Origin of the sequence: Leucobacter japonicus, assembly GCF_001273855.1 — a bacterium.
Classification (GTDB): Bacteria; Actinomycetota; Actinomycetes; order Actinomycetales; family Microbacteriaceae; genus Leucobacter; species Leucobacter japonicus.
The window spans coordinates 161,837-185,389 of the sequence record NZ_JHBX01000076.1 but is presented as its reverse complement, the minus strand read 5'-3'; the positions used below and the strand labels follow the sequence as shown (position 1 = coordinate 185,389).

General features: G+C 68.4%; 18 protein-coding genes. 15 read left to right on the top strand and 3 right to left on the bottom strand.

Features of this window, described 5'->3' with window-relative positions:
* Positions 1 to 143: 143 nt before the first annotated feature.
* Together AMS67_RS01045 and AMS67_RS01040 are read left to right on the top strand one after the other, a co-directional pair.
* On the top strand, positions 144 to 2,741 hold the full coding sequence (locus tag AMS67_RS01045; RefSeq protein ID WP_053385708.1) for a purple acid phosphatase family protein: 2,598 nt from the start codon (positions 144 to 146) through the stop codon (positions 2,739 to 2,741).
* An 87-nt stretch (positions 2,742 to 2,828) separates the two neighbouring features.
* A complete protein-coding gene (locus AMS67_RS01040) occupies positions 2,829 to 3,593 on the top strand; it encodes a hypothetical protein (RefSeq protein WP_156316481.1) in 765 nt (254 codons plus the stop codon).
* Between the two features lie 36 nt (positions 3,594 to 3,629).
* Here AMS67_RS01040 and AMS67_RS01035 read toward each other — a convergent pair whose 3' ends face one another.
* Together AMS67_RS01035 and AMS67_RS01030 are read right to left on the bottom strand one after the other, a co-directional pair.
* Positions 3,630 to 4,853: a pyridoxal phosphate-dependent aminotransferase gene (locus AMS67_RS01035; RefSeq protein WP_053385706.1), complete on the bottom strand. Its 1,224-nt coding sequence runs from the start codon at positions 4,851 to 4,853 to the stop codon at positions 3,630 to 3,632.
* A gap of 221 nt (positions 4,854 to 5,074) precedes the next feature.
* Entirely contained in the window at positions 5,075 to 6,943 is a 1,869-nt protein-coding gene (locus AMS67_RS01030) for an ABC transporter ATP-binding protein (RefSeq protein WP_053385746.1), read from the bottom strand.
* A 241-nt stretch (positions 6,944 to 7,184) separates the two neighbouring features.
* Between AMS67_RS01030 and AMS67_RS01025 the strand changes: the two genes are divergently transcribed.
* From AMS67_RS01025 to AMS67_RS00970, 12 genes are all read left to right on the top strand, one after another.
* Positions 7,185 to 8,609, top strand: coding sequence for an MmgE/PrpD family protein (locus AMS67_RS01025; protein WP_053385705.1), 1,425 nt, complete (start codon positions 7,185 to 7,187; stop codon positions 8,607 to 8,609).
* 46 nt (positions 8,610 to 8,655) lie between these two features.
* The gene (locus AMS67_RS01020; protein WP_053385704.1) at positions 8,656 to 9,504 is read left to right on the top strand and encodes a phosphosulfolactate synthase; all 849 of its coding nucleotides are present in this window, start codon (positions 8,656 to 8,658) and stop codon (positions 9,502 to 9,504) included.
* 195 nt (positions 9,505 to 9,699) lie between these two features.
* A complete protein-coding gene (mvk, locus tag AMS67_RS01015; protein WP_053385703.1) occupies positions 9,700 to 10,719 on the top strand; it encodes a mevalonate kinase in 1,020 nt (339 codons plus the stop codon).
* Positions 10,716 to 11,705: a diphosphomevalonate decarboxylase gene (mvaD, locus tag AMS67_RS01010; RefSeq protein WP_053385702.1), complete on the top strand. Its 990-nt coding sequence runs from the start codon at positions 10,716 to 10,718 to the stop codon at positions 11,703 to 11,705. The genes mvk and mvaD overlap by 4 nt, the downstream gene beginning before the upstream one ends.
* The gene (locus tag AMS67_RS01005) at positions 11,702 to 12,796 is read left to right on the top strand and encodes a phosphomevalonate kinase (protein WP_053385701.1); all 1,095 of its coding nucleotides are present in this window, start codon (positions 11,702 to 11,704) and stop codon (positions 12,794 to 12,796) included. The genes mvaD and AMS67_RS01005 overlap by 4 nt, the downstream gene beginning before the upstream one ends.
* Positions 12,786 to 13,970, top strand: coding sequence for a type 2 isopentenyl-diphosphate Delta-isomerase (gene fni / locus AMS67_RS01000; protein WP_053385700.1), 1,185 nt, complete (start codon positions 12,786 to 12,788; stop codon positions 13,968 to 13,970). The genes AMS67_RS01005 and fni overlap by 11 nt, the downstream gene beginning before the upstream one ends.
* Before the next feature lie 58 nt (positions 13,971 to 14,028).
* Positions 14,029 to 15,093, top strand: coding sequence for a hydroxymethylglutaryl-coenzyme A reductase family protein (locus tag AMS67_RS00995; protein WP_053385699.1), 1,065 nt, complete (start codon positions 14,029 to 14,031; stop codon positions 15,091 to 15,093).
* On the top strand, positions 15,090 to 16,250 hold the full coding sequence (locus AMS67_RS00990; protein ID WP_053385698.1) for a hydroxymethylglutaryl-CoA synthase: 1,161 nt from the start codon (positions 15,090 to 15,092) through the stop codon (positions 16,248 to 16,250). Before AMS67_RS00995 ends, AMS67_RS00990 begins: the two co-directional genes overlap by 4 nt.
* Before the next feature lie 222 nt (positions 16,251 to 16,472).
* A complete protein-coding gene (locus tag AMS67_RS00985; RefSeq protein ID WP_053385697.1) occupies positions 16,473 to 16,757 on the top strand; it encodes an SAV_915 family protein in 285 nt (94 codons plus the stop codon).
* The gene (locus AMS67_RS00980; protein WP_053385696.1) at positions 16,754 to 17,047 is read left to right on the top strand and encodes a hypothetical protein; all 294 of its coding nucleotides are present in this window, start codon (positions 16,754 to 16,756) and stop codon (positions 17,045 to 17,047) included. The genes AMS67_RS00985 and AMS67_RS00980 overlap by 4 nt, the downstream gene beginning before the upstream one ends.
* Positions 17,047 to 18,156 (top strand): hypothetical protein, encoded by a 1,110-nt coding sequence (locus AMS67_RS00975; protein WP_053385695.1) that lies wholly within the window; start codon positions 17,047 to 17,049, stop codon positions 18,154 to 18,156. The genes AMS67_RS00980 and AMS67_RS00975 overlap by 1 nt, the downstream gene beginning before the upstream one ends.
* Positions 18,157 to 18,159: 3 nt before the next feature.
* Entirely contained in the window at positions 18,160 to 18,918 is a 759-nt protein-coding gene (locus AMS67_RS00970; RefSeq protein WP_053385694.1) for a PH domain-containing protein, read from the top strand.
* A gap of 39 nt (positions 18,919 to 18,957) precedes the next feature.
* On the opposite strand, the gene AMS67_RS00965 is transcribed toward AMS67_RS00970, so the two are convergent.
* A complete protein-coding gene (locus AMS67_RS00965; protein WP_053385745.1) occupies positions 18,958 to 19,380 on the bottom strand; it encodes an organic hydroperoxide resistance protein in 423 nt (140 codons plus the stop codon).
* A 310-nt stretch (positions 19,381 to 19,690) separates the two neighbouring features.
* Between AMS67_RS00965 and AMS67_RS00960 the strand changes: the two genes are divergently transcribed.
* Complete coding sequence (locus AMS67_RS00960; protein ID WP_082305200.1) at positions 19,691 to 23,320, top strand: SdrD B-like domain-containing protein; 3,630 nt, start codon at positions 19,691 to 19,693, stop codon at positions 23,318 to 23,320.
* Positions 23,321 to 23,553 lie beyond the last annotated feature (233 nt).

The following is a 23,553-nucleotide window of genomic DNA, read 5'->3' as shown; positions in this document are numbered from 1 at the left end:
GATGCCACGCGCCGTTCGGGTTTGGTCACCCGCCGTTCGAGAAGTGTCATGCCCCGTTCTCACCCCGATCAATCTGCCCTCGTAGCGTGAACACGGCCCTGTTCCGGGCCCCTCATCATCGCGAAGGATTGCACCACTTCATCATGCAACAACGCTCCCCACTCCCCCTCCGTCGCCGGCTCGTCACCGGCCTCGCCGTGGTCGCGGCGGTCGCCGGGCTCACCCCCGCGTTCATCGCCCCCGACCTCGCCAGCGCGGCCGTGCCCGACGCTCCGCTCATCGACACCGCGTCCACCGAGTGGACGTACTCGGACAACGACACCGACCCCGCCGCCGGCAATCCCGATCGTCTCGCCTGGACCACCGACGACTTCGACGACTCCGCGTTCAAGACGGGCACCGCGCCCTTCGGTGCGAAGAACGGCGCCCCCACCGGACTGGGCTCGGCGTTCCCCGTCACGACACTGCTGAATCAGTACGTCGGCAGCACCAAGGTCGACGTGCGCACCTTCCACTTCCGCACGAGCGTCGACCTTACCGAAGACGAGCTCTCGGCGATCTCAGAGCTGCAGGCGAAGGTCACCTACGACGATGCGATCCAGGTCTTCGTGAACGGCGAGAAGGTCGCCGGCTTCGTCGACGATCGCGTGAACGCCGCCCCCGAGTCCGAGCGCAACCTCATGTACGCCGGCGATTCGGGCGGCGACCCGGCGACCTCGACGTTCTCGATCCCGGCCGAAGCTCTGCACGCCGGATCGAACACGGTCGCCGTCGCGCTCTACCAGGACCGCGCCACGAGCTCCGACATCTACTTCGATTTCGCGTCGCTGACCGCGGTCGACGTGGCCGCGCCCAACCTGCCGAGCGATATCGTGCAGACCATCGGCGGCGACGCGACGAGCCGCAACCTCACTTGGTACACCGACCGCGACACCGCTCAGTCAGTGCAGGTCGCTGCCATGCCCTCGGCGGCTGCGGCGACCGAGGCCGCGCGATCCGGCGCCGCCTTCCCCGCCACTGACGCGCAGACCATCGCCGCGACCAGCGACGGCACGACGAGCAGCGGCCAGGTCAACCACCGCGCCACGATCACCGGCCTCACCGAGCGCAGCGGCTACATCTACCGCGTCGGCTCGGAGGAGTCGGGCTGGTCGGCGACCTACCCGCTCACCACGGCCGCCTTCTCAGGCGACACGAGCTTCCTCTTCTTCGGCGACCCCCAGGTCGGCGCATCGGGCAACCTCGCCTCCGATGAGGCCGGCTGGAACGACACCGTCGACGTGGCGCTCAGCACCTACCCCGAAACCGAACTGCTGTTCTCCGCGGGCGACCAGGTGAACACGGCGTCGAACGAGGATCAGTACGCGACGTTCCTGTCGCCCGACGCCCTCCGCGAGTACCCCCTCGTGCCTGTCAACGGCAACCACGACGTCGGCTCCAAGGCCTACGAGCAGCACTTCACCGTGCCGAACTTCGACCCGACCGCGGGCCCGGCATCGAACGCGAACTCCTCGGGCGGCGACTACTGGTTCGAATACAAGGACGTTCTGTACGTCATTCTGAACACCAACAGCAGCGACACCGCGAGCCACATCGAATTCATGAACCGCGTGGTCGCCGAGCACGGCGCCGACGCGAAGTGGAAGGTGCTCGGGTTCCACCACTCCATCTACTCCGTGGCCTCGCACGTGTTCGACACGCAGATCAAGAACTTGCGCACGGCACTGCCCGAGACCATCTCGGACCTCGGCTTCGACCTCGTGCTCCAGGGCCACGACCACAGCTACACCCGCAGCTACCTCGTCAACGATGGCGCGCTCGCCAACGCCGAAGAGGTTCCCGGGCAGTCGGTCGTGACGGCGAAGGACGGTGACGTGCTGTACGTCACGGCCAACTCCGCGAGCGGCTCGAAGTACTACGACGTCAAGGACCCCGAGGCCTGGTACGCATCGGTCATCAACCAAGAGCAGGTGCGCAACTACTCGAACGTCTCCATCTCCGATGACGAGATCACCGTCACCACGCTCCGCAGCGAGCAGCACGGTGCCGACGCCGTCAACAGCGTCGTCGACACGGTGACGCTGCGCCACGAGGGACGCCCGGCCGCACCCGCGCCGCAGCTCACCCTCGGCAACACGTCGGTGCAGCAGGGCGGCACGCTCTCGGTGACCGGCGCGGGCTTCGAGCCCAACGAAGCGCTCACCGCCGAGGTGCACTCTGAGCCGATTGCACTCGACCCGTTCTCGGCGGATGCTGCGGGCGCGATCGACCTGCAGTGGCAGATCCCGGCTGATTTCGAAGCGGGCGACCACGAGCTCGTGATCACGCGCGCCGACGGCACCCCCGTGACGATCGCCTTCGTCGTCGCCGCAGCCGAGGCTGCCGCCGATGCGGGTGCAGCAGGTGCGAGCGGCGCTGCCGACGGTGGTGCGACGGCCGGAGGCACCGCTGACGGCTCCGCTGCCGCAGCCGGTGGCACCTCCGCAGCCGACGGCACGGCGGGCTCGACTGGTTCTTCCGGTTCTGCCGGTTCTGCGATCACGGCCGAGGCGGCCGCGAACGGCAGTGCGGGATCGCCCGTCGCGGCAGGCACCGACCCCGCTGCGGGCAGTGGTCTCGCCGTCACCGGCGCGAACGGTCAGCTCCTGACCTTCGCGATCGCCGGCACACTGCTGGCGCTCGGAGGCATCGTCGTCGCGGGCACCGTGCTGGCGCGCCGCCGAGCGCGCGCCGGAGAGTAACTCCCAGCGGTGGCGGCCGAGTCTTCCGGTTCGGCCGCCACCGCTGCTCCGCACCAACGCATCCCTATTGATCTTCTGGAGTTCCTCGTGAGCCACTCGCGTCACCGTTCGATCGCCTCAGCTGACGTCCCCGCTGCATCTTCCGCCCGAGAAGCTGGGCGCATCGCACGTCACGCCAGTCTCGGCGTGGCGCTCGCACTCGCAACGGCGCTCGCCCTCGGCGTGACCGGGTGCAGCTCTGCGGCCGACACTCGGGGCGCTCAGACCTCCGATACCGTCGTCGCAGCACAAACATCGGCGCACGGCACCGCGACGGAATCCGCGCTCGCTCCCGGCGCGACACTCGACGCACGGTCGCTCGGTCAGATCCCGGAGTCGACCGCGGATTGGCACGTCGTGGTGATCAGTTCGGGCGACACCGATTCGCAGATCGTCTCAGACGCGCTGCTGCGCCTCGCCCCCGAGCATCTCGCATCCGTCGATGTGCGTACCACCGACCGCGCCGACGAGTCGCTGGCTCACCTGCTCGGCGATCCGGCCACGACCGCCCGACCCGACCTCATCGTCGGCATCGGCCCCGCCACGGCGGGAGCCTTCGATCTGCTCAGCGCCGCAAACCTCGACCAGCAGTTCCTCATGCTCGGCACGCAGCTCGCCGAACCCACCGACAACGTGACCGCGGCAGTTTGGCCCGGCGCCGACGAGCGTGCGGTGTTCGCCGATCGCGCGCCGTCGTTCTTCGCCACGCCCGCCGATGCCGACACTGCCGTGCGCGCGGGCATCACCGCAGCCGCAACCGGCTGGAACGGGTTCGTCTTCGAAGCCGGCGCCGATCCCGCGCCCGTGAACTGAGCCGCTCCGCAAGCGCGGGCTCGCGCGCTCGAACCGCTAGGCCCGAACCGTCGCGAGATACCCGCCGATGCGCCCGATCGCTTCGGTGAGCACCGGCACGGACGGGAGGGTGACGAAGCGCAGGTGATCCGGCGTCGGCAAATTGAAGCCGCGGCCGTTCGTCACCAGCACGTGCGTCGCCTGCAGCACATCGATCACAAACGCTTGATCGTCAACGATCGGGTACACCTCGGGGTCAAGCTTCGGGAAGAGATACATCGCCCCGCCGGGCAACTCGCAGGTCACGCCCGGGATCTCGGTGAGCAACCGGTGCGCCGTGTCGCGCTGCTCGCGGAGCCGCCCGCCAGGCGCGCACAGTTCGGCGATGCCCGACCAGTTCGACGCCGGGTCGAGCGCGACCGGGATCGCGTGCTGCGCCGGCACATTCGCGCACATGCGCATATTCGCGAGCAGCTGCAACCCCTCGAGGAAATCGCGCGATCGGGTGCGATCGCCCGAGATCGCGAGCCACCCCGAGCGGTACCCGGCCACGCGCTGCGCCTTCGACAGGCCGCTGAAGGTGAGGCACAGCGTGTCATGCGTGTGCAGCGCAGCGTGCTCGTGGATCGCACCGTCGTACAGGATGCGCTCGTAGATCTCATCGGCCATCAGCACGATGCCGTGCCGCTCAGCCAACGCCGCGAACCCGCGCACCAGCTCGGCCGAGTAGACCGCGCCCGTCGGGTTGTTGGGGTTGATGAGCACGATGCCCTTGGTCGCCGGGGTCACCAGGCGTTCGATCGCTTCGAGGTCGGGCATCCACCCGTTCGACTCGTCGCACGGGTAGTGCACGGCCTGGCCGCCTGAGAGGGTGACCTGCGCGGTCCAGAGCGGGTAGTCGGGCGACGGCACCAGGATCTCATCGCCGTCATCGACCAGCGCCTGCAGCACGAGCGAGATCATCTCGCTGACGCCGTTGCCGATGTAGACGTCGTCGGGGGTCACACCCGCCACACCCTCTTCGGTGTAGTAGCGGGCGACCGCCTCGCGCGCCGGCAGGATACCGCGCGAATCGCTGTAGCCCTGAGCCTCGGTGAGCACCTGCTGCAGGCGGTCGACGATCTCGGGCGGCGCTTCGAAGCCGAATGGCGCCGGGTTGCCGATGTTGAGCTTCAGGATCTGATGCCCCTCGTGCTCGAGGCGCTCGGCCTCCTGCAAGATCGGGCCGCGCACGTCGTAGCGCACCCCGGCGAGCTTCCGGGATTGGGTGATGTTCCGCACGAGTTCGATCCTACGACGCTGCGGGGGCTGGGTGCGCCGCTGGTCGATTGGGGCGGCGGGGCGGCGGCGGATCACCCACCCATGCGATCGGGGTAACTTTCGGTGGGTGCGAGAGCCTAAATCCGCCGCAACACCGGTCCGAAGTTACCCCGATCGCAATGATGGCACGGCTGCAGCGGCGGCGTAGGCGCAGCGGCGTCGCAGCGCGCGCCGCACCGCGCCTACTGCTGCTGGTCGTAGAGCTCGGCGTAGGAGCCGCCGAGGTCGAGCAGCTGCTGGTGGGTGCCGTGCTCGAGGATGCGGCCCGCGCCGACCACGTAAATGCGATCGGCGTCGACAATCGTGGAGAGCCGGTGGGCGATTGCGATCGTGGTGCGGCCGCTGCGCGCGTCTTCGAGTGCGTGCTGCACGATGCGCTCGTTCACGGTGTCGAGCGCGCTCGTCGCCTCGTCGAGCACGAGCACGCGCGGATTCTTGAGCAGCACGCGGGCGATCGCGATGCGCTGCTTCTCGCCACCCGACAGTCGGTAGCCGCGCTCACCGACGACGGTGTCGTACCCGTCGGCGAAACTCGCGATCGTGTCGTGGATGTTCGCGAGGCGCGCGGCCGCCTCGATCTCGGCGTCGGTGGCGTCGGGCTTCGCGTAGCGCAGGTTCGCCTGAATGGTGGCGTGGAACAGATACGGCTCTTGCGTCACGACACCGATGCGGTCCATCAACGCTTCTTGGCTGAGCGAGCGCACGTCGTCGTCGCCGTAGCGCACGGTGCCCTCGGAGGCGTCGTAGAGGCGCGGGATGAGCGAGCCGATCGTCGTCTTGCCCGAGCCCGAGGCGCCGACGAACGCGACGAACTCGCCGGGTTCCACGTGGAACGAGACCGCGTCGAGCGTCGGTCGGTCTTCGGGGCCCGCGTCGGGGTAGCGGAACGTCACCTCCTCGAACGTGATGCGACCGGCGCGACCGGGCGCATCGGAGGGCTGTTGCGCATCGGGCGCATCGACGATGGCCGGCGTGAGGTCGAGATATTCGAAGATGCGCGCGAAGAGCGCCTGCGAGGTCTGCAGGTCGAGTGCGATGCGCATGAGGGCGACGAGCGGAAAGAGCAGCCGCGACTGCACCGTCGTGAACGCGACGATGGTGCCCGCGGTGATGCCCGGATCGAACCCTTCACCCTGACCGCGTGAGATAAGCCAGCCCGAGATGAGGTAGACGATCGCCGGCACTGCCGAGAGAAACACCTGCACGAGCGCAAAGAACAGCTGACCGCTCATCGTCTGCCGCACCTGCAGGTCGATCTGGTTGCGATTCTCGGCCGCGTAGCGCTCGGTCTCGGCGCTCTGCCGCGAGTAGGTCTTCGCCAGCAGCACACCCGAGATCGACAGCGCCTCTTGCGTGATCGCCGTCATCTCGGAGAGCGATTCTTGCGTGCGGCCGGCGATCTTGGCGCGAATCTGGCCGACGCGCCGCTGGGCGATGACGAGCACCGGCATGATCACGACGGCGATGAGCGTGAGCTGCCAGCTGAGCAGGATCATGGCGACGGCCGCCGCGACAACCGTGACCGTGTTGCCGATGATGTTCGACACCGTGTTCGTCAGCACGTTGGCCACACCGCCGACGTCGTTCTGGAGTCGCGACTGGATGACGCCCGTCTTCGTGCGCGTGAAGAATCCCAACTCCATGGACTGCAGGTGCGAGAACAGTTTGACGCGCAGGTCGCCCATCACACGGTTGCCGACGCGCGCGGTGAACAGGGTCTGCACGATGCCGAGGCCTGAGGAAACGATGAACACGGCGATCATCGCGGCGACGAGCCAGGCGAGGATCGTGAGGTGCGGACCGCCGCCGTCGAGCGGGAACAGCCCGTCGTCGAAGACGCGCTGTGTCAGCAGCGGGGGCAGGATCGCGAGCGCCGCCGAGACCAGCACGAGTGCGACGATGACGACGAGCTGACTTCGGTAGGGCCGAAAGAGCTCGGCGATGCGGTGCCCGAGCCCGTCGACTTTCGGGGCGGCGCGGTTCAGCTTGCGCTGCAGTTCTGCGTCGCCCGCCGATACGCGAGACCCTCGGCCTCCCGGGCCGCCACCCATGCTCATACCTCGGAGAATATCGCGCGCCGCCGACACTCGGTCGATTTGTTCGCGACACGTGGTCGCGAGTCGACGCGGCGCGCGGCGGCGCGTCGATCAGGCACCCGCAGGTGACGCGCGACGTACGCGCACGATACGCCCGAAAACCGTGAGCATTCCCAGAGAAAGTATCTTGACGTCGAGATACTTCAGGAGTCTAATGAAGGTGACCCTCATATTCATCCGATGATTGGAATGGGCGATGACCGAAGTACAGGAACTGGCACGATTCGTCGACGCGGCTGCGATCGATGACTTCAGCGCTGAGGCGCTTGAACAACTCAAGATTCGGGTGCTCGACACCCTGGGCGTGGCCATCGGCGCGCTCGACGCCGAACCCACCGAGGCGATCCGCGGCCTCATCGAAGACCTGGGCGGCACTCCCACGGCGACACTGATCGGCGGCGGCGCGACGAGCCCCGAGCGCGCAGCCTTCTACAACAGCGCGCTCAGCCGCTACCTCGACTTCATGGATTCCTACCTCGCACCCGGCGAGACGAACCACCCCTCAGACAACCTCGGCGCCGTGCTCGCGGCCGCCGAGTCGGCCGACGCAACGGGTGCCGAGTTCCTCACCGCCCTCGGCGTCGCCTACCAAGTGCACGCCCGCCTCTCAGACGAGGCGCCGGTGCGCGCCAAGGGCTTCGACCACACGACGCAGGGCGCGTTCGCCGCCGCGGCCGGCGCTGCGAAGGCGCTCGGTCTCACTCCCGAGCAGATCGCCAACGCGGTCGCCATCGCGGGCACGGCGAACGTGGCCCTCCGCGTCACCCGCACGGGCAACCTCAGCCACTGGAAGGGTCTCGCCTACCCGCACGTCTCGCAGAACGGCACCTTTGCCGCACTGCTCGCCAGCCGCGGCATCACCGGCCCCGAGGCGGTCTTCGAGGGCAACAAGGGCTTCAAGGATTCGGTTTCGGGCCCGTTCGAGCTCGACTGGTCGCACGAAGATCTCGAGCGCGTGCGGCAGACCATCATCAAGAAGCACAACGCCGAGATTCACTCGCAGTCGGCACTCGATGCGGCGCAAGACATCCGGGCGCAAGACGGCTTCAACCCGCGCGCGATCGAGCGGGTGCGCCTCACCACCTTCGACGTCGCCTACTCGATCATCGGCGGCGGCGAAGAGGGCGACAAGCGCCTGGTTCGCAACAAGGAGGAGGCGGATCACTCGCTGCCGTGGATGGTGGCGGTCGTGCTGCTCGACGGCGCGCTGAACCCGGAGCAGTACGAACCCGAGCGCATCGTCGCGGCAGACGTGCAGGGCCTCATGACCCGCGTCACCATCACTCCGAGCGACGAATTCTCGGCGCGATTCCCGGCGCACATGCCCGCCGACCTCGAGGTCGAACTCGCCGACGGCACGGTCTTCCGCTCCTCGCAAGACAGCTACCACGGCTTCCACGACAACCCGCTCGACTGGGCCTCGGCTCGGCGCAAGTTCGACGCCCTGACGTCGCCGTTTGCCGACCAGGCGCTCCGCGACGAGATCGCCGAAATCGTGCACGGTCTCGACACGCGCAGCACGCGCGAGCTGACCGCCGCGCTCGCACGCGTGCCCCGCACCCGCAGCGCCGCGCAGAGCGCCGACAGGGCAGCCACGGCGTCTGCCGCGCACGCCGCCTGATCCCACACCCAGCATCCACCGCACCACCGCACGAAAGGAGCTCACCATGAGCACCGCAGTTCCCCACGACGTCTCCTTCAACTTCGTTCCCCGCGCGTACCGCCCGGCCAAGCCGCGCACGTTCGGCATCACCGAGATCCGTGCCCCCTACTACGACACCTTCGGCACCCGCCACCTGCAGGATGTGTTCGACGTCGCCGGCCAGTGGGTCGACGGCATCAAGTGGGCTGGCGGATCCTTCGCGCTGCTGCCTCAGGAACAGGTGCGCAAGTTCAGCGAGATCGCTCACGAGCACGGTTCGTACGTGTCGTCAGGCGGCTGGATCGAGACCGTGCTGCGCTACGGCGACGACGCGGTCGACCACTACCTCAAGGAGGCGAAGGAGGTCGGGTTCGACGTCATCGAGATCTCGACCGGCTTCATCATGCTGAACACGTCGGGCCTGCTGCGCCTCGTCGACAAGGTCGTGAAGGCCGGCCTGAAGGCGAAGCCAGAGCTCGGCATCCAGATCGGATCGGGCGGCGACTCGAGCGAGGCCGAGCTGGCCGGTGAGAGCAAGAAGGACATCGGCGACCTCATCGACCGCGGGCAGCGCGCGCTCGACGCGGGCGCCTCGATCATCATGATCGAGTCCGAGGGCATCACCGAGAACGTGCGCGAGTGGAACACGGGCGCGGCAGCCTCGATCATCAACGGCCTCGGGCTCGAGAACGTGATGTTCGAGGCCGCCGACGGCCCGGTCTTCGAGTGGTACATCAAGAACTACGGCAACGAGGTGAACCTCTTCGTCGACCACAGCCAGGCGCTGCAGCTCGAGGGCCTGCGTCAGAACATCTGGGGCAACAAGAGCACCTGGGGCCGCGTGATCAACCCCGCACCTTCCGCCGACAGCTGATTTCGGGTCGAATTTTCGCAGCGATCGGGAGTTTCCGGGGTGGTGGCCAGAAGTTGGGCCGCCGCCCCGGGTCGCATCTTCAGGCGGATCGGCATACCCTAAGAGATCTGACGTAATGAGGGACGGAGAAGTCCGGCCCTCTTCACGTGTGCCCGGCGGCCGTCCACGCTCCGGGAGCCGACCGAACGGATCCGAATGTCCCGAACTCCACACGCGGAATCGCGCGTCGCTGCGGCGACCCCGACTCCGCCGGAGGAAGTGCGCCGCGGGGTCGGCGCCTCGCACGCCAAAGCAATTCTGTTCGGCGAGCACGCCGTCGTCTACGGCGCCCCGGCCATCGCGATCCCGGTCGACAGTCTCACCGCCGAGGCGGTGATCGAGCCGGGCCCTCCGGGGCTCCGGATCATCAGTTCGCTGTACACCGGCACCGTCGAAGATGCGCCCGATCGTCTCGCGCCAGTGGTCACCGCGATCCGCGCCTCACTCGAGCGCGCCGGTCTCGCAGGGCTCGCCGCGGGCTCACCCAATGAGCCCACCGGCGTGACCGTCACGATCACCAGCACGATCCCGCACGAGCGCGGCGTCGGTTCGAGCGCCGCCGTCGCCGCGGCGATCGCCCGCGCGGCATTCGATTTGGCGGGTGCCGAGCTCGACAGCGAAACACTGTTCGACCTCATCCAGACCGCAGAGCGCGTCGCACACGGCACGCCGAGCGGCATCGACGCACGCACGGTCGCCGCCACCGGCGCGATTCGCTTCAATCGAGGCGCGGTCGCCCCGATTCGCGTGGGCGCTCCACTGATTCTCGCGTTCGCCGATTCCGGTCATCCGGGGTCGACGGCGAAGGCCGTGGGGTCGGTCCGCGAATTGCGCGAGCGCGAGCCCGGGTCGACCGACGCCCTGCTCTCGCGCCTCGCCGAGATCGCCGAGCAGTCGATCGACACGATCGCCTCCGGGGATCGCACCGCCATCGGCGCCGCGATGAGTGAGGCGCACGCGATCCTGCATGAGGTCGGCGTGAGCTCCGAGCGCCTCGACGCCATCGTCGCCGCGGCCCGCTCCGTCGGCTCCGCCGGCGCGAAGCTCACCGGTGGCGGTCTCGGCGGCTGCGTCATCGCCGTCGCCGATTCACTCGATCACGCCGCACAGATCGGCGACGCGATGCGCGCTGCCGGTGCCGAACGCACCTGGACCGTGGAGGTTCCCGCCGCATGACGACCGCAACCGCTCGCGCGTTCCCGAATATCGCCCTGGTGAAGTACTGGGGCAAGCAGGATGAGGATCTCATTCTGCCGGTCGCCGGCAGCCTGTCGCTGACTCTCGACGCGTTTCCGACGACGACCACGGTCACGCTCGACGACTCGCTCGATGCCGACGCGTTCACCCTGAACGGCACCGCGCAGACCGGCAATGCGGCCGACCGCGTCACCCGCTTTCTCGATCGCGTGCGCGAGCTCGCCGGTGTCGACACGCGCGCCGTCGTCATCTCGACGAACGAGGCGCCCACGGGTGCCGGGCTCGCCTCGTCGGCCTCGGGCTTCGCGGCCCTCGCGACCGCCGCCGCCCGCGCCTACGGGCTCGACCTCGACCGCCGCGACCTGAGCCGCCTGGCACGCCGCGGCTCCGGGTCGGCGTCACGCAGCCTCGTCGAGGGCCTCGCCGTCTGGCACGCGGGCGACGACGCGCACTCGTATGCAGAGCCCGTCACCGGTCCCGACATGCGCATGGTGATCGTCACCGTCGACACTGCGCAGAAGGCCGTTTCGAGCCGCGCGGCCATGCGTCGCACCGCGCTCACCTCCCCCTTCTTCCCCGCCTGGACCTCGTCGACCGAGGAGTCGCTCGCCGCGATGCTCGAGGCCTGCGCCGCCGACGATTTCACCCGGGTCGGCCGCATCACCGAGTCGCACGCACTGCGCATGCACGCCGTGATCCAGTCGTGCGACCCGCCCATCCGCTACCTCGCACCGACCAGCGTCGCGATCTTCGACGCAGTCGCCGCGCTGCGCGAGCAGGGCATCGAGGCGTACGCGACCGCCGACGCCGGCCCGAACGTCGCCGTGATCGTGCGCCCGGAGCAGGCGGAAGAGCTGCGCGACGCACTGGAGGGCTTCGGCTCGGTGCGTCTCGTGGGCCCTGGCGCGGGAGCCGAGATCATCGATGCGCCCGTCGACGGGCCGGTGGCGGGAGACGACGCGTGATCGTGCAGCGCGCGCCCGGCAAGCTCTACATCGCCGGCGAATACGCGGTGGTCGACCCCGGCCAGCCCGCCGTGATCGTCGCCGTCGACCGCTACATCACGGTGCAGCTCACCGAGGGTTCCGAGGTCGGGCGCGTGCGATCCAGCGCCTACGGCCGCTCGCCACTCGTGTGGGTGCGCGACGATGCGAGCGATCGCATCGTGCTCGAGCACCAGCCCTACGACTACGTCTTCGCCGCCATCACCGCCGTCGAGCAGCTGCGCTCCGAGCTGGGGCTCGCGCCGCGGTACTACGACCTCGACATCGGCAGCGAGCTCGACGACGTCAGCGGCCGCAAGTTCGGCCTCGGCTCGTCGGCGGCCGTCACCGTCGCCGTCGTCGCCGCGCTCGACGAGTTCTACGGCCTCGACCTCACCCGCACCGAGCGGTTCAAGCTCGCGCTCCTCTCTACGATCGAGGTCGCCCCGACGGCCTCGGGCGGCGATCTGGCGGCGAGCACCTTCGGCGGGTGGATCCGCTACGCGTCGCCCGACCGCGGCGCCCTGCGCGTGCACCGCTCAGTGCACGGCGTCGCCGCAACGCTTGCGGCCACCGGCGAGTGGGCGGGCAGCGGCGTGCAGCGCCTCCCCAACCCCGACGCACTGCAGCTGCTCGTCGGCTGGACCGGGTCGCCCGCGTCGACCGAACGCCTCGTCGAGCAGGTGCGCACCACCGACGCCCGCAAGAAGCTGCAGCCCTACCCCGCATTCATTGACGACAGCCGCGCTTGCGTCGATGCGCTCGTCACCGCCTTCGAGCATCAGGGCACCGGCGCACCCGAGGTCATCGGCCGCGCACGCCGCGTGCTGCAGCGCCTCAGCGCCTCGTCGGGCATCACCATCGAGACCCCGCAGCTGCAGGCACTGTGCGATATCTCGGAGCGCTACGGCGCCTCGGCCAAGCCTTCGGGTGCCGGCGGAGGCGACTGCGGTATCGTGCTCGCAGGGGCGGATCTCGCGACCGACCCGATCTTGCGCGAGTGGGAGGCGAACGACATTCGTCGCCTCAGCCTCGCGCCGCACCCCGCGTCAGGAGGCGTCAGTGACTTCTAACGACGCCTCGACCGCCTCGACTGCCCCGGCCGGACCCGGCGCGGCACCCGTCTTCGCCGGCGACAGCACCCGCGCCGCCCGCAAAGACGAGCACGTCGACCTCGCCCTCGACCAGCGCCGCGACGCCTCGGGCCACAACGAGTTCGACGACCTCGACTTCGTGCACCAGGCGCTCGACGGCGTCGACACCGATCGCGTCGATCTCGGCGTCAGCATCGCCTTCGCCGCGGGCGCGCAGTACGCCGCCGGGGAGTGGCACTGGGAGACGCCCTTCTACGTCAACGGCATGACCGGCGGCACCGAGCGCACCACCCGCATCAACCGGGAGCTCGCCATCGCGGCGCGCGAAACGGGGCTGCCCATGGCCTGCGGGTCGGTCTCGGTGGCGCTCGATGATCCGGCTGCCGCTCGCGGATTCGCGGTGATTCGCGACGAGAACCCCGACGGGTTCGTGATGGCAAACGTCGGCGTCGGTCGACCCGCCTCAGACGCCCCGCGCGCCGTCGAACTGCTCGGCGCGAACGCGCTGCAGGTGCACGTCAACGCGGTGCAAGAGACGGCGATGCCCGAGGGATCGCGCGACTTCTCGTCATGGCTCACCTCGGTCGAACAGCTCGCCGCAGCCTCACCGGTGCCCGTCATTGTCAAAGAGGTCGGGTTCGGTCTCAGCCGCTCGGCGCTGCGCCACCTGTCGGAGATCGGGGTCGGGATCGCCGACGTCGGCGGCCGCGGCGGCACCGACTTCCTGAAGATCGAGAATGCGCGCCGCTCGGCCGGAGAGTACGCGATGCTCGCCGGGTTCGGGCAGTCGGCGCTCGCCAGCCTGCTCGATGCTCCGCGCTCCGCGCCCACGTTGCTCGCGTCGGGCGGCGTGCGCTCGCCGTTCGACGTGGTGAAGGCCCTCGCGGCCGGCGCCCAGGCGGTCGGCGTCGCCGGCGCGTTCCTCGCGGCGATCGGCCACGATGGCGATCCGGGCGGCGCCGAGCGCCTCATCGCCCTCATCACCGACTGGCAGGCGCGCACTCGCGCCGTCTACGCGTTGCTCGGAGCGGTCACCCGCGACGAACTGCTGCACACTGACCTCATTCTGCGCGGACGCCTCCGGGAATTCTGCGCCGACCGCGGCGTTGATCTGAGCGGGCTCGCGCAGCGCTCAGAGGCGCACCGCGCATGACACGTTCCCGCCGGTTCGGCCTCGCGCCGACCGTTACCCCACTCTCACGAAGGAAGCCATGAGCGCCGCATCGTCCGCACGGGAAACCGTCACCGAGATCCCCACCAGCTGGGTGGGCCCGATCCGCATCACCGGCTCCGCCGTCTCCGGCGAGATCTCCGTGCCCCTCGCGACCTACGAGACCCCGCTGTGGCCGTCAGTCGGCCGCGGTGCCCGCGTCTCGCGCGCCATCGAGGGCGGCATCCGCACCATCGTCACGGGTGAACGCATGACCCGTTCCGTGCAGTTCACCGCGGCCGGCGCCGTCGACGCGCAGATCGCGGCTCGGGCCATCGAGGATCGCCTCGACGAACTCCGTGAGGTCGTCTCCGAGGGCAGCCGCCACGCCAAGCTGCTCGAGGCGCACTCCGAAATCGTGGGCAACCTGCTCTTCGTGCGGTTCGCATTCACCACCGGCGACGCGTCGGGGCACAACATGGTGACGAACGCCGCCGACGCGCTCATGGCGCGCATTCTCTCGTGGGGTCTGCCCATCGAATACGGGTCGATCTCGGGCAACTACTGCTCCGACAAGAAGGCCACGGCGGTCAACGGGGTGCTGGGCCGCGGGCGCAGCGTCGTCGCGGAGATCCTGATCCCGCACGACCTCGTGCGCAAGATGCTGCGCAGCGATGCCCAGCGCATCACCGACCTTGTCGTGCGCAAGAACTTCGTCGGCAGCACGATCGCCGGTGCGCTCCGCTCCGCGAACGCGCACTACGCCAACATGCTGCTCGGCTTCTACCTGGCGACGGGCCAAGACGCCGCGAACATCGTCGAGGGATCACAGGGCATCACCTACGCCGAGAACCGCGAAGACGGCCTGTACTTCTCGTGCACCGTGCCGCACCTCATCGTCGGCACCGTCGGCAACGGCAAGCACCTGCCCCACATCGAAGAGGCGCTCGAGCGCATCGGCTGCCGCGAAGAGCGCGAGCCGGGCGAGAACGCCCGCCGCCTCGCCGAACTCATCGCGGCGACCGTGCTCTGCGGCGAGCTGTCGCTCATCGCGGCGCAGACCAACCCGGGCGAACTCATGGCCGCGCATCTGCGCATCGAGCGGAAGGGGAAGCCCAGCGCATGACCTCCATCGGAATCCACGACCTCGAACTGGCGACCGCGCACCACGTGCTCGACCTCGGCGTGCTCGCCGAGTACGCCGGCGTCGACCCCGCGAAGTACCGCATCGGGCTCGGGCAAGACGAGTTCAGCGTGCCCGCGGCCGATGAAGACATCGTGACCATGGGCGCGACCGCCGCGCAGGCCGTGCTTGAACGCACCGGCATCGAGGGCGTGCGCACGCTGCTCTTCGCGACCGAGTCGGGCATCGACCACTCGAAGGCCGCCGGCGTCTACGTGCACCAGCTGCTCGGGCTGCCCCCGCAGGTACGCGTCGCCGAGATCAAGCAGGCCTGCTACGGCGGCACCGCCGCGATTCAGGCCGCCGTCGGCATCGTGCTGCGCAACCCCGGCGAGCGCGTGCTCGTCATCGCGAGCGACGTGGCGCGCTACGCGCTCGACTCCCCCGGCGAGCCCACGCAGGGTGCCGGCGCGATCGCGATGATCATCGGCGCCGACCCCGCGCTGCTCGAGATCGAACCCGCGTCGGGTCTCTTCACCGACGATGTCGACGACTTCTGGCGACCCAACGATTCGTCGACCGCGATCGTCGACGGCGCCCTCTCGATCAAGGCGTACCTCGACGCGATGGCCGGCGCGTGGGACGACCTCGCCGCCCACGGCGGCCCCGCGATCACCGAGATCGACCGCCTCGTCTACCACCAGCCGTACACGAAGATGGCGCGCAAGGCGCAGGCTCGGCTCAGCACCCATCTCTCAGCCGAGCTGGGCGAGGGCGGTCTGGGAGACTCGGGTCTCGCCGAGGGCGCGATTTACAACCGCCGGATCGGCAACGCCTACACCGCCTCGGTCTACGCAGGCCTCGCCGCGATTCTCGACCACGAGCAGGGCCTGCCGGGCAAGCGCATTGGCCTGTTCAGCTACGGGTCGGGCAGCGTCAGCGAGTTCTTGACCGGTGTCGTGCAGGCGGGAGCCGCCGAGCGATCCGACCACTTCACCTCAGTGCTCGACGCGCGCGTGCCGCTCACCGTCGCCGAGTACCGCGAGCTGCACGCGACTGTTCTGCCGAGCAACGTCGACGTCGAGACGGCGCGCGTGACGCAGGCGCCGTTCCGCTTCGCCGGCATTCAGGGCGGCGCACGCCGCTACGAGCGCCGGTAGGCGGCTGCCGCCCCAGGCGTCACGGCGCCGAGCGCCCCTGAAGTCGCCGAAACCCTGCCATGTGCGCGCGCAGTTGGGAGGGTCTCGGCGACTTCAGTGCCTTTCGGCGGCCCCGACTTGGCGACTCGGCGGTCGACCACGGCGGCGCGCGGGCGGCGCGCAGTTCAGTTCCGTGCAGTACAGTGACGATGCCCCTGCTCGAAATCTCGGAGGAGTACCGCGTTGAGTCCCCGCACGATTGTGCCGCCCATTCTCTACTTCCCGGTCGTTCCGGGCGCCGACCCCACGCAGCAGCAGTTCGTGGTGCGACGCCTCACCGATGGGCGAGACGGTCTGCTCGCGTATACGGCCCTCGATCGGCTCGCGACGAACTGCGGCGACGACCAGCCGTGGGTGCTATTGCCGATCGAACAGCTCGAACGGATCAAGCAGGCCCAGCCCTTCGATGTGGTCGCGTTCGACCTCGTCGTGCCACCCGATCAGCGTCGCGGAAAGCGCATCGCATGACCGAGATCTCGATTGATCGCGTCAGCATGGAGCGTCGTCTCAATGAGGTGATCGACCGTGTCGACACCGCAGACGCTGCCATTGGCCGGCTGCCTGATGCGCCCGATGGTGGCATCGCCTCGACGTTCATCGCGTTCATCACCTCGGCGGGCGTCGAAGCCGCGGGCCTCACCGCCGACACTGCGCGGGCGCTCAGCGTCATCGCCATCGACGTGATCGACGACATGGACAATACCGATGTAAAGATCGCTGACGAGCTGCGCGATCTCGAAGCGGAACTCACCGACTGATGAGCATCGATCTCGCCATTCCCGGAGACCCCGCGGCCATCCATACGCTCGCGGAGCGGCTCGATGCGATGAAAGACGGGCTCGTCGACCTCGACCTCGAGCTGGCCTACATCGCGAGCGACGCGCAGATGTACATGGTCGGTCAGGCCGGCAACGCGTTCCAGCGCACGACGACCGCGGTGCGCAACCACAGCGACTCCGTGCCGAGCTATCTCGGCGACGCCGCCGACGTGTTCCACGCTTATGCGACACGTCTCGAGCGCGGGGTGCGCGATTTCGACGGATACCTCGAGCAGTGCCGCGAGCGCGATCTCGTGGTCTACGGCAAGAAGGTACTGCAACCGACGTCCTCCGCTCAGGTGTGTTCGATACCCGGCGAGGATCCTGAGTGGGACGCACATATGTCTCGGGTGCGCACCTACAACGACCTCGCAGAACGAGTCGGCACGTGGTGGGGCGACCTCGAAGCATGGATCGCCGAGCACATGACCCCGCTCATCGCCGACGTCGAAGGGTTCGCGTCGCTCGGCGCGACGTTCGCCGAACTCGAATTCGGCAACTCAGACCTCGTCTCGACGGCGCTCACCGCTGCCGATGAACGCGTTCGTCGCGACCTGGCCGACTACCGCGGCGTCGCACAGCAGATGCAACAAGACGCCGACGATTTCACTCGGGGCCTTCGATCAGGCCACCCAGGAGTCAAGGCAGCGGCCGAAGCAGCCAACCCACGCGCGATCCGTGAGGGCGTCGCCGACCTCCTCGACGATATCCACAGCATCTCGCGCGTCAGCAAGCTGATCCCTATCGCGGGCAATGCGATCGAAATCATCTCGGTGGCCAACGACATCGCGAGCGGCGAATCCGGCTCTTCGGCCATCGTCGAGGCCGGCGCCGGTATCGGTGGCGGCGCCGCTGTCGGAGGCATTATTGCCGCGGCCGGTGGCCCGGTCGGTTGGGTGATCGCCGGTGTCGTCGGCGGCGGGTTCCTCATCGGCAATGCTGCGAAATGGGGGTGGGAGTCTTGGGTACCCCTCGATGTACGGGAGTCCATCGACGGACGGCTCTATGACGGAACCACGGCCTGGCAAGGCCCGCAACTCGCGAGGTGACGCGTGACCCGATCCCGACTCTACGCACCCAACGTGCCGACGCATCGCCGCTCAGTGCTGCCGAACGGCCGCGAGCCTTCGACCCTCGTCTGGGCGCTGTACTTGCTGCCGGCAATCCCTACGGTCGTTGCGCTCGCCGATGACCGCGCCGGCTTCCGCCTCTTCATGGCGTCGGGCGCACTGTTCGCGTTCGTGCTCGCGACGGCGATGGTGGTCTGGACTCGCTCGCTCACCGCGGGGCTCGTGCGCGTCGCCGACACCGGGCCGTTACGCTTCGTGCCGCCCCGGTCACTCCCGATTGCGTTCACGCTGGTCTCGGTCGCGTCGCTGGCTCCTGGCGCGATGATGCTGCTGGTGACGGCACTCGGTCTGCCAACCCAGAGCGGCAGTACGCGACTCACACAAGCGTTTCCCGTGCTGTTGCTCGCGCTCGGGCTCGCATCACTGCTGCGCCAGCTCTGGGGCCTACGCACGCCACTCGGATTGCAGCTCAATGCGGAGGGAATTCGGGGTGTGCGCGGAGCGCGGCGCTTCGACCTCCCGTGGGATGCGATCGAGAGCGCCGGCGCGTTCGGCCCCCACGGCCCGAAACTCACGATCGTGAACCGCGATGGCGGCCCGATCATCATCGACACCCACCACATCGGCAGCGACCCGGCGATCGTGGCGGAGGCGATCCGCTGGTACGCCGCGCACCCCGAGGCGCGCGACGAACTCGCGACCGGGGCCGCAGCGCTGCGCGCCATCGATACCGCCCGTTAGCAGGCGTCGACGGCGCGCAACACGGCCGGTCTTCGGCGCTCAGTCGTCGGAGGCGGTGATCTTCACGTCGATGTTGCCGCGGGTCGCGTTCGAGTACGGGCACACCTGGTGGGCCGCGTCGGCGAGCTGCTGGGCCTGGTCGTGATCGAGCGTGGGCAGGATCACCTCGAGCTCGACCGACAACTCGAATCCGCCGTCGACGCCGCCGCTGAGGTGCACGCGCGATCCGACGCTCGAATCGGCGATGTCGATCTTCTGCGCCCGAGCGACCGCCTGCAGGGCACCGTGGAAGCAGGCCGCGTAGCCGGCGGCAAACAGCGCTTCGGGGTTGGGGGCGCCGCCCGGGCCGCCCATCGATTCGGGTACGCGCACGTCGGTGTCGACGAAGCCGTCGACGGTCTTGACGTGGCCGTTGCGTCCGTCGCCGGTGGCGAGGGCTTCTGCGGTGTAGACGATGCTCATGGGATCCCCTTTCGCGGGCGTCGCCCGGTGCGCGCCCACGGCGCAGCGTACGCCCGCAGCCTGAGCGGCACGCCGGGATCGCTCGCGGGTGCGCTGACCGCGAAACTCCAGCGCAACGCACGGCACGGTGACCCCGTCGCGGGGGTCACCGCCGCCCTCGATGTGCATGCACCAACATGAATCGGCTAGGCTGGTTTTCAGATTCGTGGACTAAATCCACATTTCGGAGGCGCTGAACGGTCAGCGTCGGCACTGGGGGGTGCGCGATGTTTTCGCGTGCCCTCTTTTTTCATGCCTGGGGAGGCGCAGAATGTCTGAAAAAGTCGCGAGAATGGGTCGCGCACGCACACTGTTGCAGTTGATGACGGGGCTGCTCGTCGCGCTGCTCGCGCTCGGAGGTCTGAGCGCTCCGGCGTTCGCAGCGGGCGGCAAGGTGACGATCCTTCCGGTCGAGGGCGGCGGCAACTTCAACGGCACTCCGGTGCTCGTGGAGGGGCAGAGCTACCCGTTCCAAATCGGCTACGGCAGCATGGACGACGGCGCCGTGGTGACGGTCGCCCTCCCCGAGGGCGTGACGATCCCGGCCGGATCGCTGACCGTGCCGGCGGGCAACACGGCGGTGCAGTCGCTCGCCGTCAACGACCGGGGCGAGCTCATCATTACCTTCGCCGATCCGTTCCCCACCGACGTGAGCCAGGGCTATCTGGACCTGCAGCTCGCCTTCTCCGAGGTGCAGACCTCGGGTTCGCGCGACCTCGTCTGGAAGACCGATGGCGAATCGACCACGCAGCGCGTCATCGTGACGAAGCCCGGCGAGCAGCCGCAGTCGACGGGCACCTCCTCAAACAAGTCGACGTCACGAGGCTCGCTCCCGCACTCGATCGACGAGCACGGCACCGTCGTCATCGACCCGAGCGTGCTCGGCACCGAGATCCCCTACACCGTGACGGTATCGAGCGCAGATGCGCGCACGGTCTCCCTGACCGACACCTTGGGCACCGGGCTCACCTACGTCGCGGGGTCTTTGACCGGCACAAAAGTCGTGCGCGACACCGACGGCCTGCACCCGCAGAGCAGCAGCGTCACCGGGCTTCCGGTGATCTCGGGCACCTCGTTCACGACCTCCTTCGAGGCTGAGGCCAACTCGGTCTACACGTTCCAGTACCGCGCCACGATCACGGATGCTGCAGCACTCGAAGCGATTCGTGAAGAGCTGCAGGCGAAGTACGACGCCGTCAATCCAGTCAACGGCGGCGGCTACTCCGTATCGCTGACGAACACCGTCGACGTGAACGGTCAGCAGCACTCGGCCACGACCAAGTTCTCGGGCAGCCGCGCCGGTCTCACCAAGCCGGGCACCGGCACCGCATTCTCGAAGGGCGTCGACACTACCGCGCAGCAGCTCGATTCGACGCAGGCTGCCGGCTCCGAGATCACCGGCGGCATCGACGTGACCTACACCCTGGGCGCCGATCTCACGGTGTTCCAGAACGTCTCGGACCCGACGTTCGCACTCACGCGCAACGTGGTCGTGCGCGATCCGCTGCCCGCTCAGGCCGCCTGGAACCTCGATGACGCGAACTTCCTCGCCGTCGTCGACCAGAACGGCGACGCCGTCGCATTCACGCGCGCGACTGACGTCACCGGCAACCTCGAGGTCGCGATGGCCGACGACGCCTACGTGCACCAGTACTTCATTGACGGCAACACCCTGTACCTGAACCTCGGGAAGGACACCGCGAAGAAGTACACCGTCACGGCTCGCGCGACCATCACCGACCTGCCCGATTCGATCAGTTCGCAGAACCAATACGCGTCGCAGTACCGGGTGCAGAACAACGCCTACTTCATCTTCGGCACCGACTCCTCGTGGAAGAAGTACGAGGGCAAGGATGCAACGACGACCATTACCGTGCCGAAAGACACGACCGGTGGCGTCGATGACCCGGCACAGTTCAGCAAGCGGGTGAAGAACGCGACCACCTCGGTGACCCCGGGCGGCGTCGCGCAGATCCCGTTCACATTCTCCGTGGGCAGCAATGTCGGCGACGCCGCGCACTCGCGCATCATCGACGCCGTCGATCACGAGGTGTTCGACGTCACTGCTGACACGCTCGATCAGATTCGCGAGTCGATCACCGGACGCTACGACTCGAACTACCCACTCGACGGCACCGCATTCGACGTCTCGCTCGACGCCGACGGCAATCTCGTGATCACGCCCAATGCCGCCTTCCCGCTGGACGCGGCCTGGGGCGGTGCCCAGGCACCGTTCACCAAAGCTTGGAACCTCGAGGTGACGCTGCCTACGCACGCCCTCGACGGCAAGCAGACGCTCGACATCACGAACGACGCACGCTACGAGGGCGCGTCATCCGAGATCGTTTACACCTCACACACGACCGCCGAGGCCACCAGCTTCGGCAACGAGATGGAGGTGCGCAAGCGCGTCTACGATGCTGCCACAGACAGCTACACGACGAACCTGCGCGTCGACACCGACGCCGAAGGCAACCTCGTCACGAGCGATTTCGTGTACCGCGTCGAGCTGATGCCGCACGGTAGCTTCACGACGATGATCGAAGACGTCGTCGACGTGCTGCCCGAGGGCGTCGAGTTCGTCGGGTTCGTTGCCCCGGGTGACGTGGCGAACGGAACCGTTGCGGCGAACGACACCTACCGCATCCCCGATTCGAACATCACAGCGACCTACAACGCCGAGAACGACTCGGTTACCCTGCAGAAGGGCAAGCTGACCAGCGGGCAGACCGTGAACCTGTACTTCAAGGTGCACGTGACCGACTTCGCTGCGAACGTGGGCATCACGAACGTCATCGGATCCACCAGCGCGACGATCACTCCGTCTGATGGATACCCGCTCGACCTCGTCAAGCGCGACAGCACTGACGCGGAGGCCGTACTCTCCGACCCCGACGCACGTTTCTCGGTGCTCGCCGCAGACGAGACGACGGTCGTGCTGACCGATCTGCACCTCGTCGACGGCCGCATCGTCGCCGCTGACGGCACTTCGCCACTGGTGAAGCAGCCCGGCACGTACTGGCTGCGCGAAGACGTCGCGCCCGCCGGCTACGTACTGAGTGACGAGCTGCGCCGGATCACCGTGGGTACCGACGGCGCCTCCGAACAGGTGGCGCTCCCCAACACTCCGGAGCCCGTCATCGAACCCGAGCGCAGCTACGCCATCGGCGATGTCGTCTGGATCGACGCGAACCGCAATGGGCAGCAGGACGGCGACGAGCAGGTGTTGCCCGGTGTGACCGTCGAGCTGATCCGTGACGGCGAAGTCATTGCGACGACCACCACCGATGCCCGCGGCCGATACCTGTTCGACGAGTTGCCCGCGGGCGAGTACCAGGTGCAGTTCACGCTGACCCCGGAGCAGGCGAAGATCTACTCGTTCACCCGTCAGGATGCCGTGGATGACGACGCGATCGATTCGGACGCCGATCCGCTCACCGGCCGCACCGGCACCATCGTGCTCGGCCCCGACAACACGCGTCTCACCCACGAGTACGAGTGGGCCGACGTGCGTGCCACCGAGGGCATCGATCCCACCTGGGATGCCGGTGTCGTCGTGAACCCGACGACCAACGAGGGCGACTCAGATACCGGGGCCGCCGCCGACAGTGACGCGTCAGGCGACGCGAACGGCTCTGACGCAGGATCTGACGCGAGCGCGAATGCGAATGCGTCGAGTGCAGGTGCAGCGTCGAACGCGAGCGCGAATACCTCGGGTGCGGAAGCGACCTCAGCTGCCGACCCCGCTGCGGGCTTGGGTGATCCGGCGCACCCCGGAACTCCCGGCGTGAACGATCTCGCACGCACCGGCGCTGGCGCGCTCACCGGCTGGATCGTCGGAGCGCTCGCGCTGCTCGTCGCGGGCGGTGCGCTGCTGCTGCGCCGTCGCCGCATCTCGTAAGCACGGAGCAGGAGCCGACGGGGGCGCGGGCGGGCTTCGGCTCGCCCGCGCCCCCGTGCCGTATGGAGCCGCAGAGCACCGGAGAACGGAGTGCGCCCCCGCGGAACGTCGTCCGAGGGGGCGCGGGTCAAGGCGACGATGAGGAGTGCAAGGGGTGCACGTGGGGGCACGTCGGCCTCGACACGTGCCATTCTCGGCCCGCACCCTCCTCATGCGGAAGGTCGCGCGTGCGA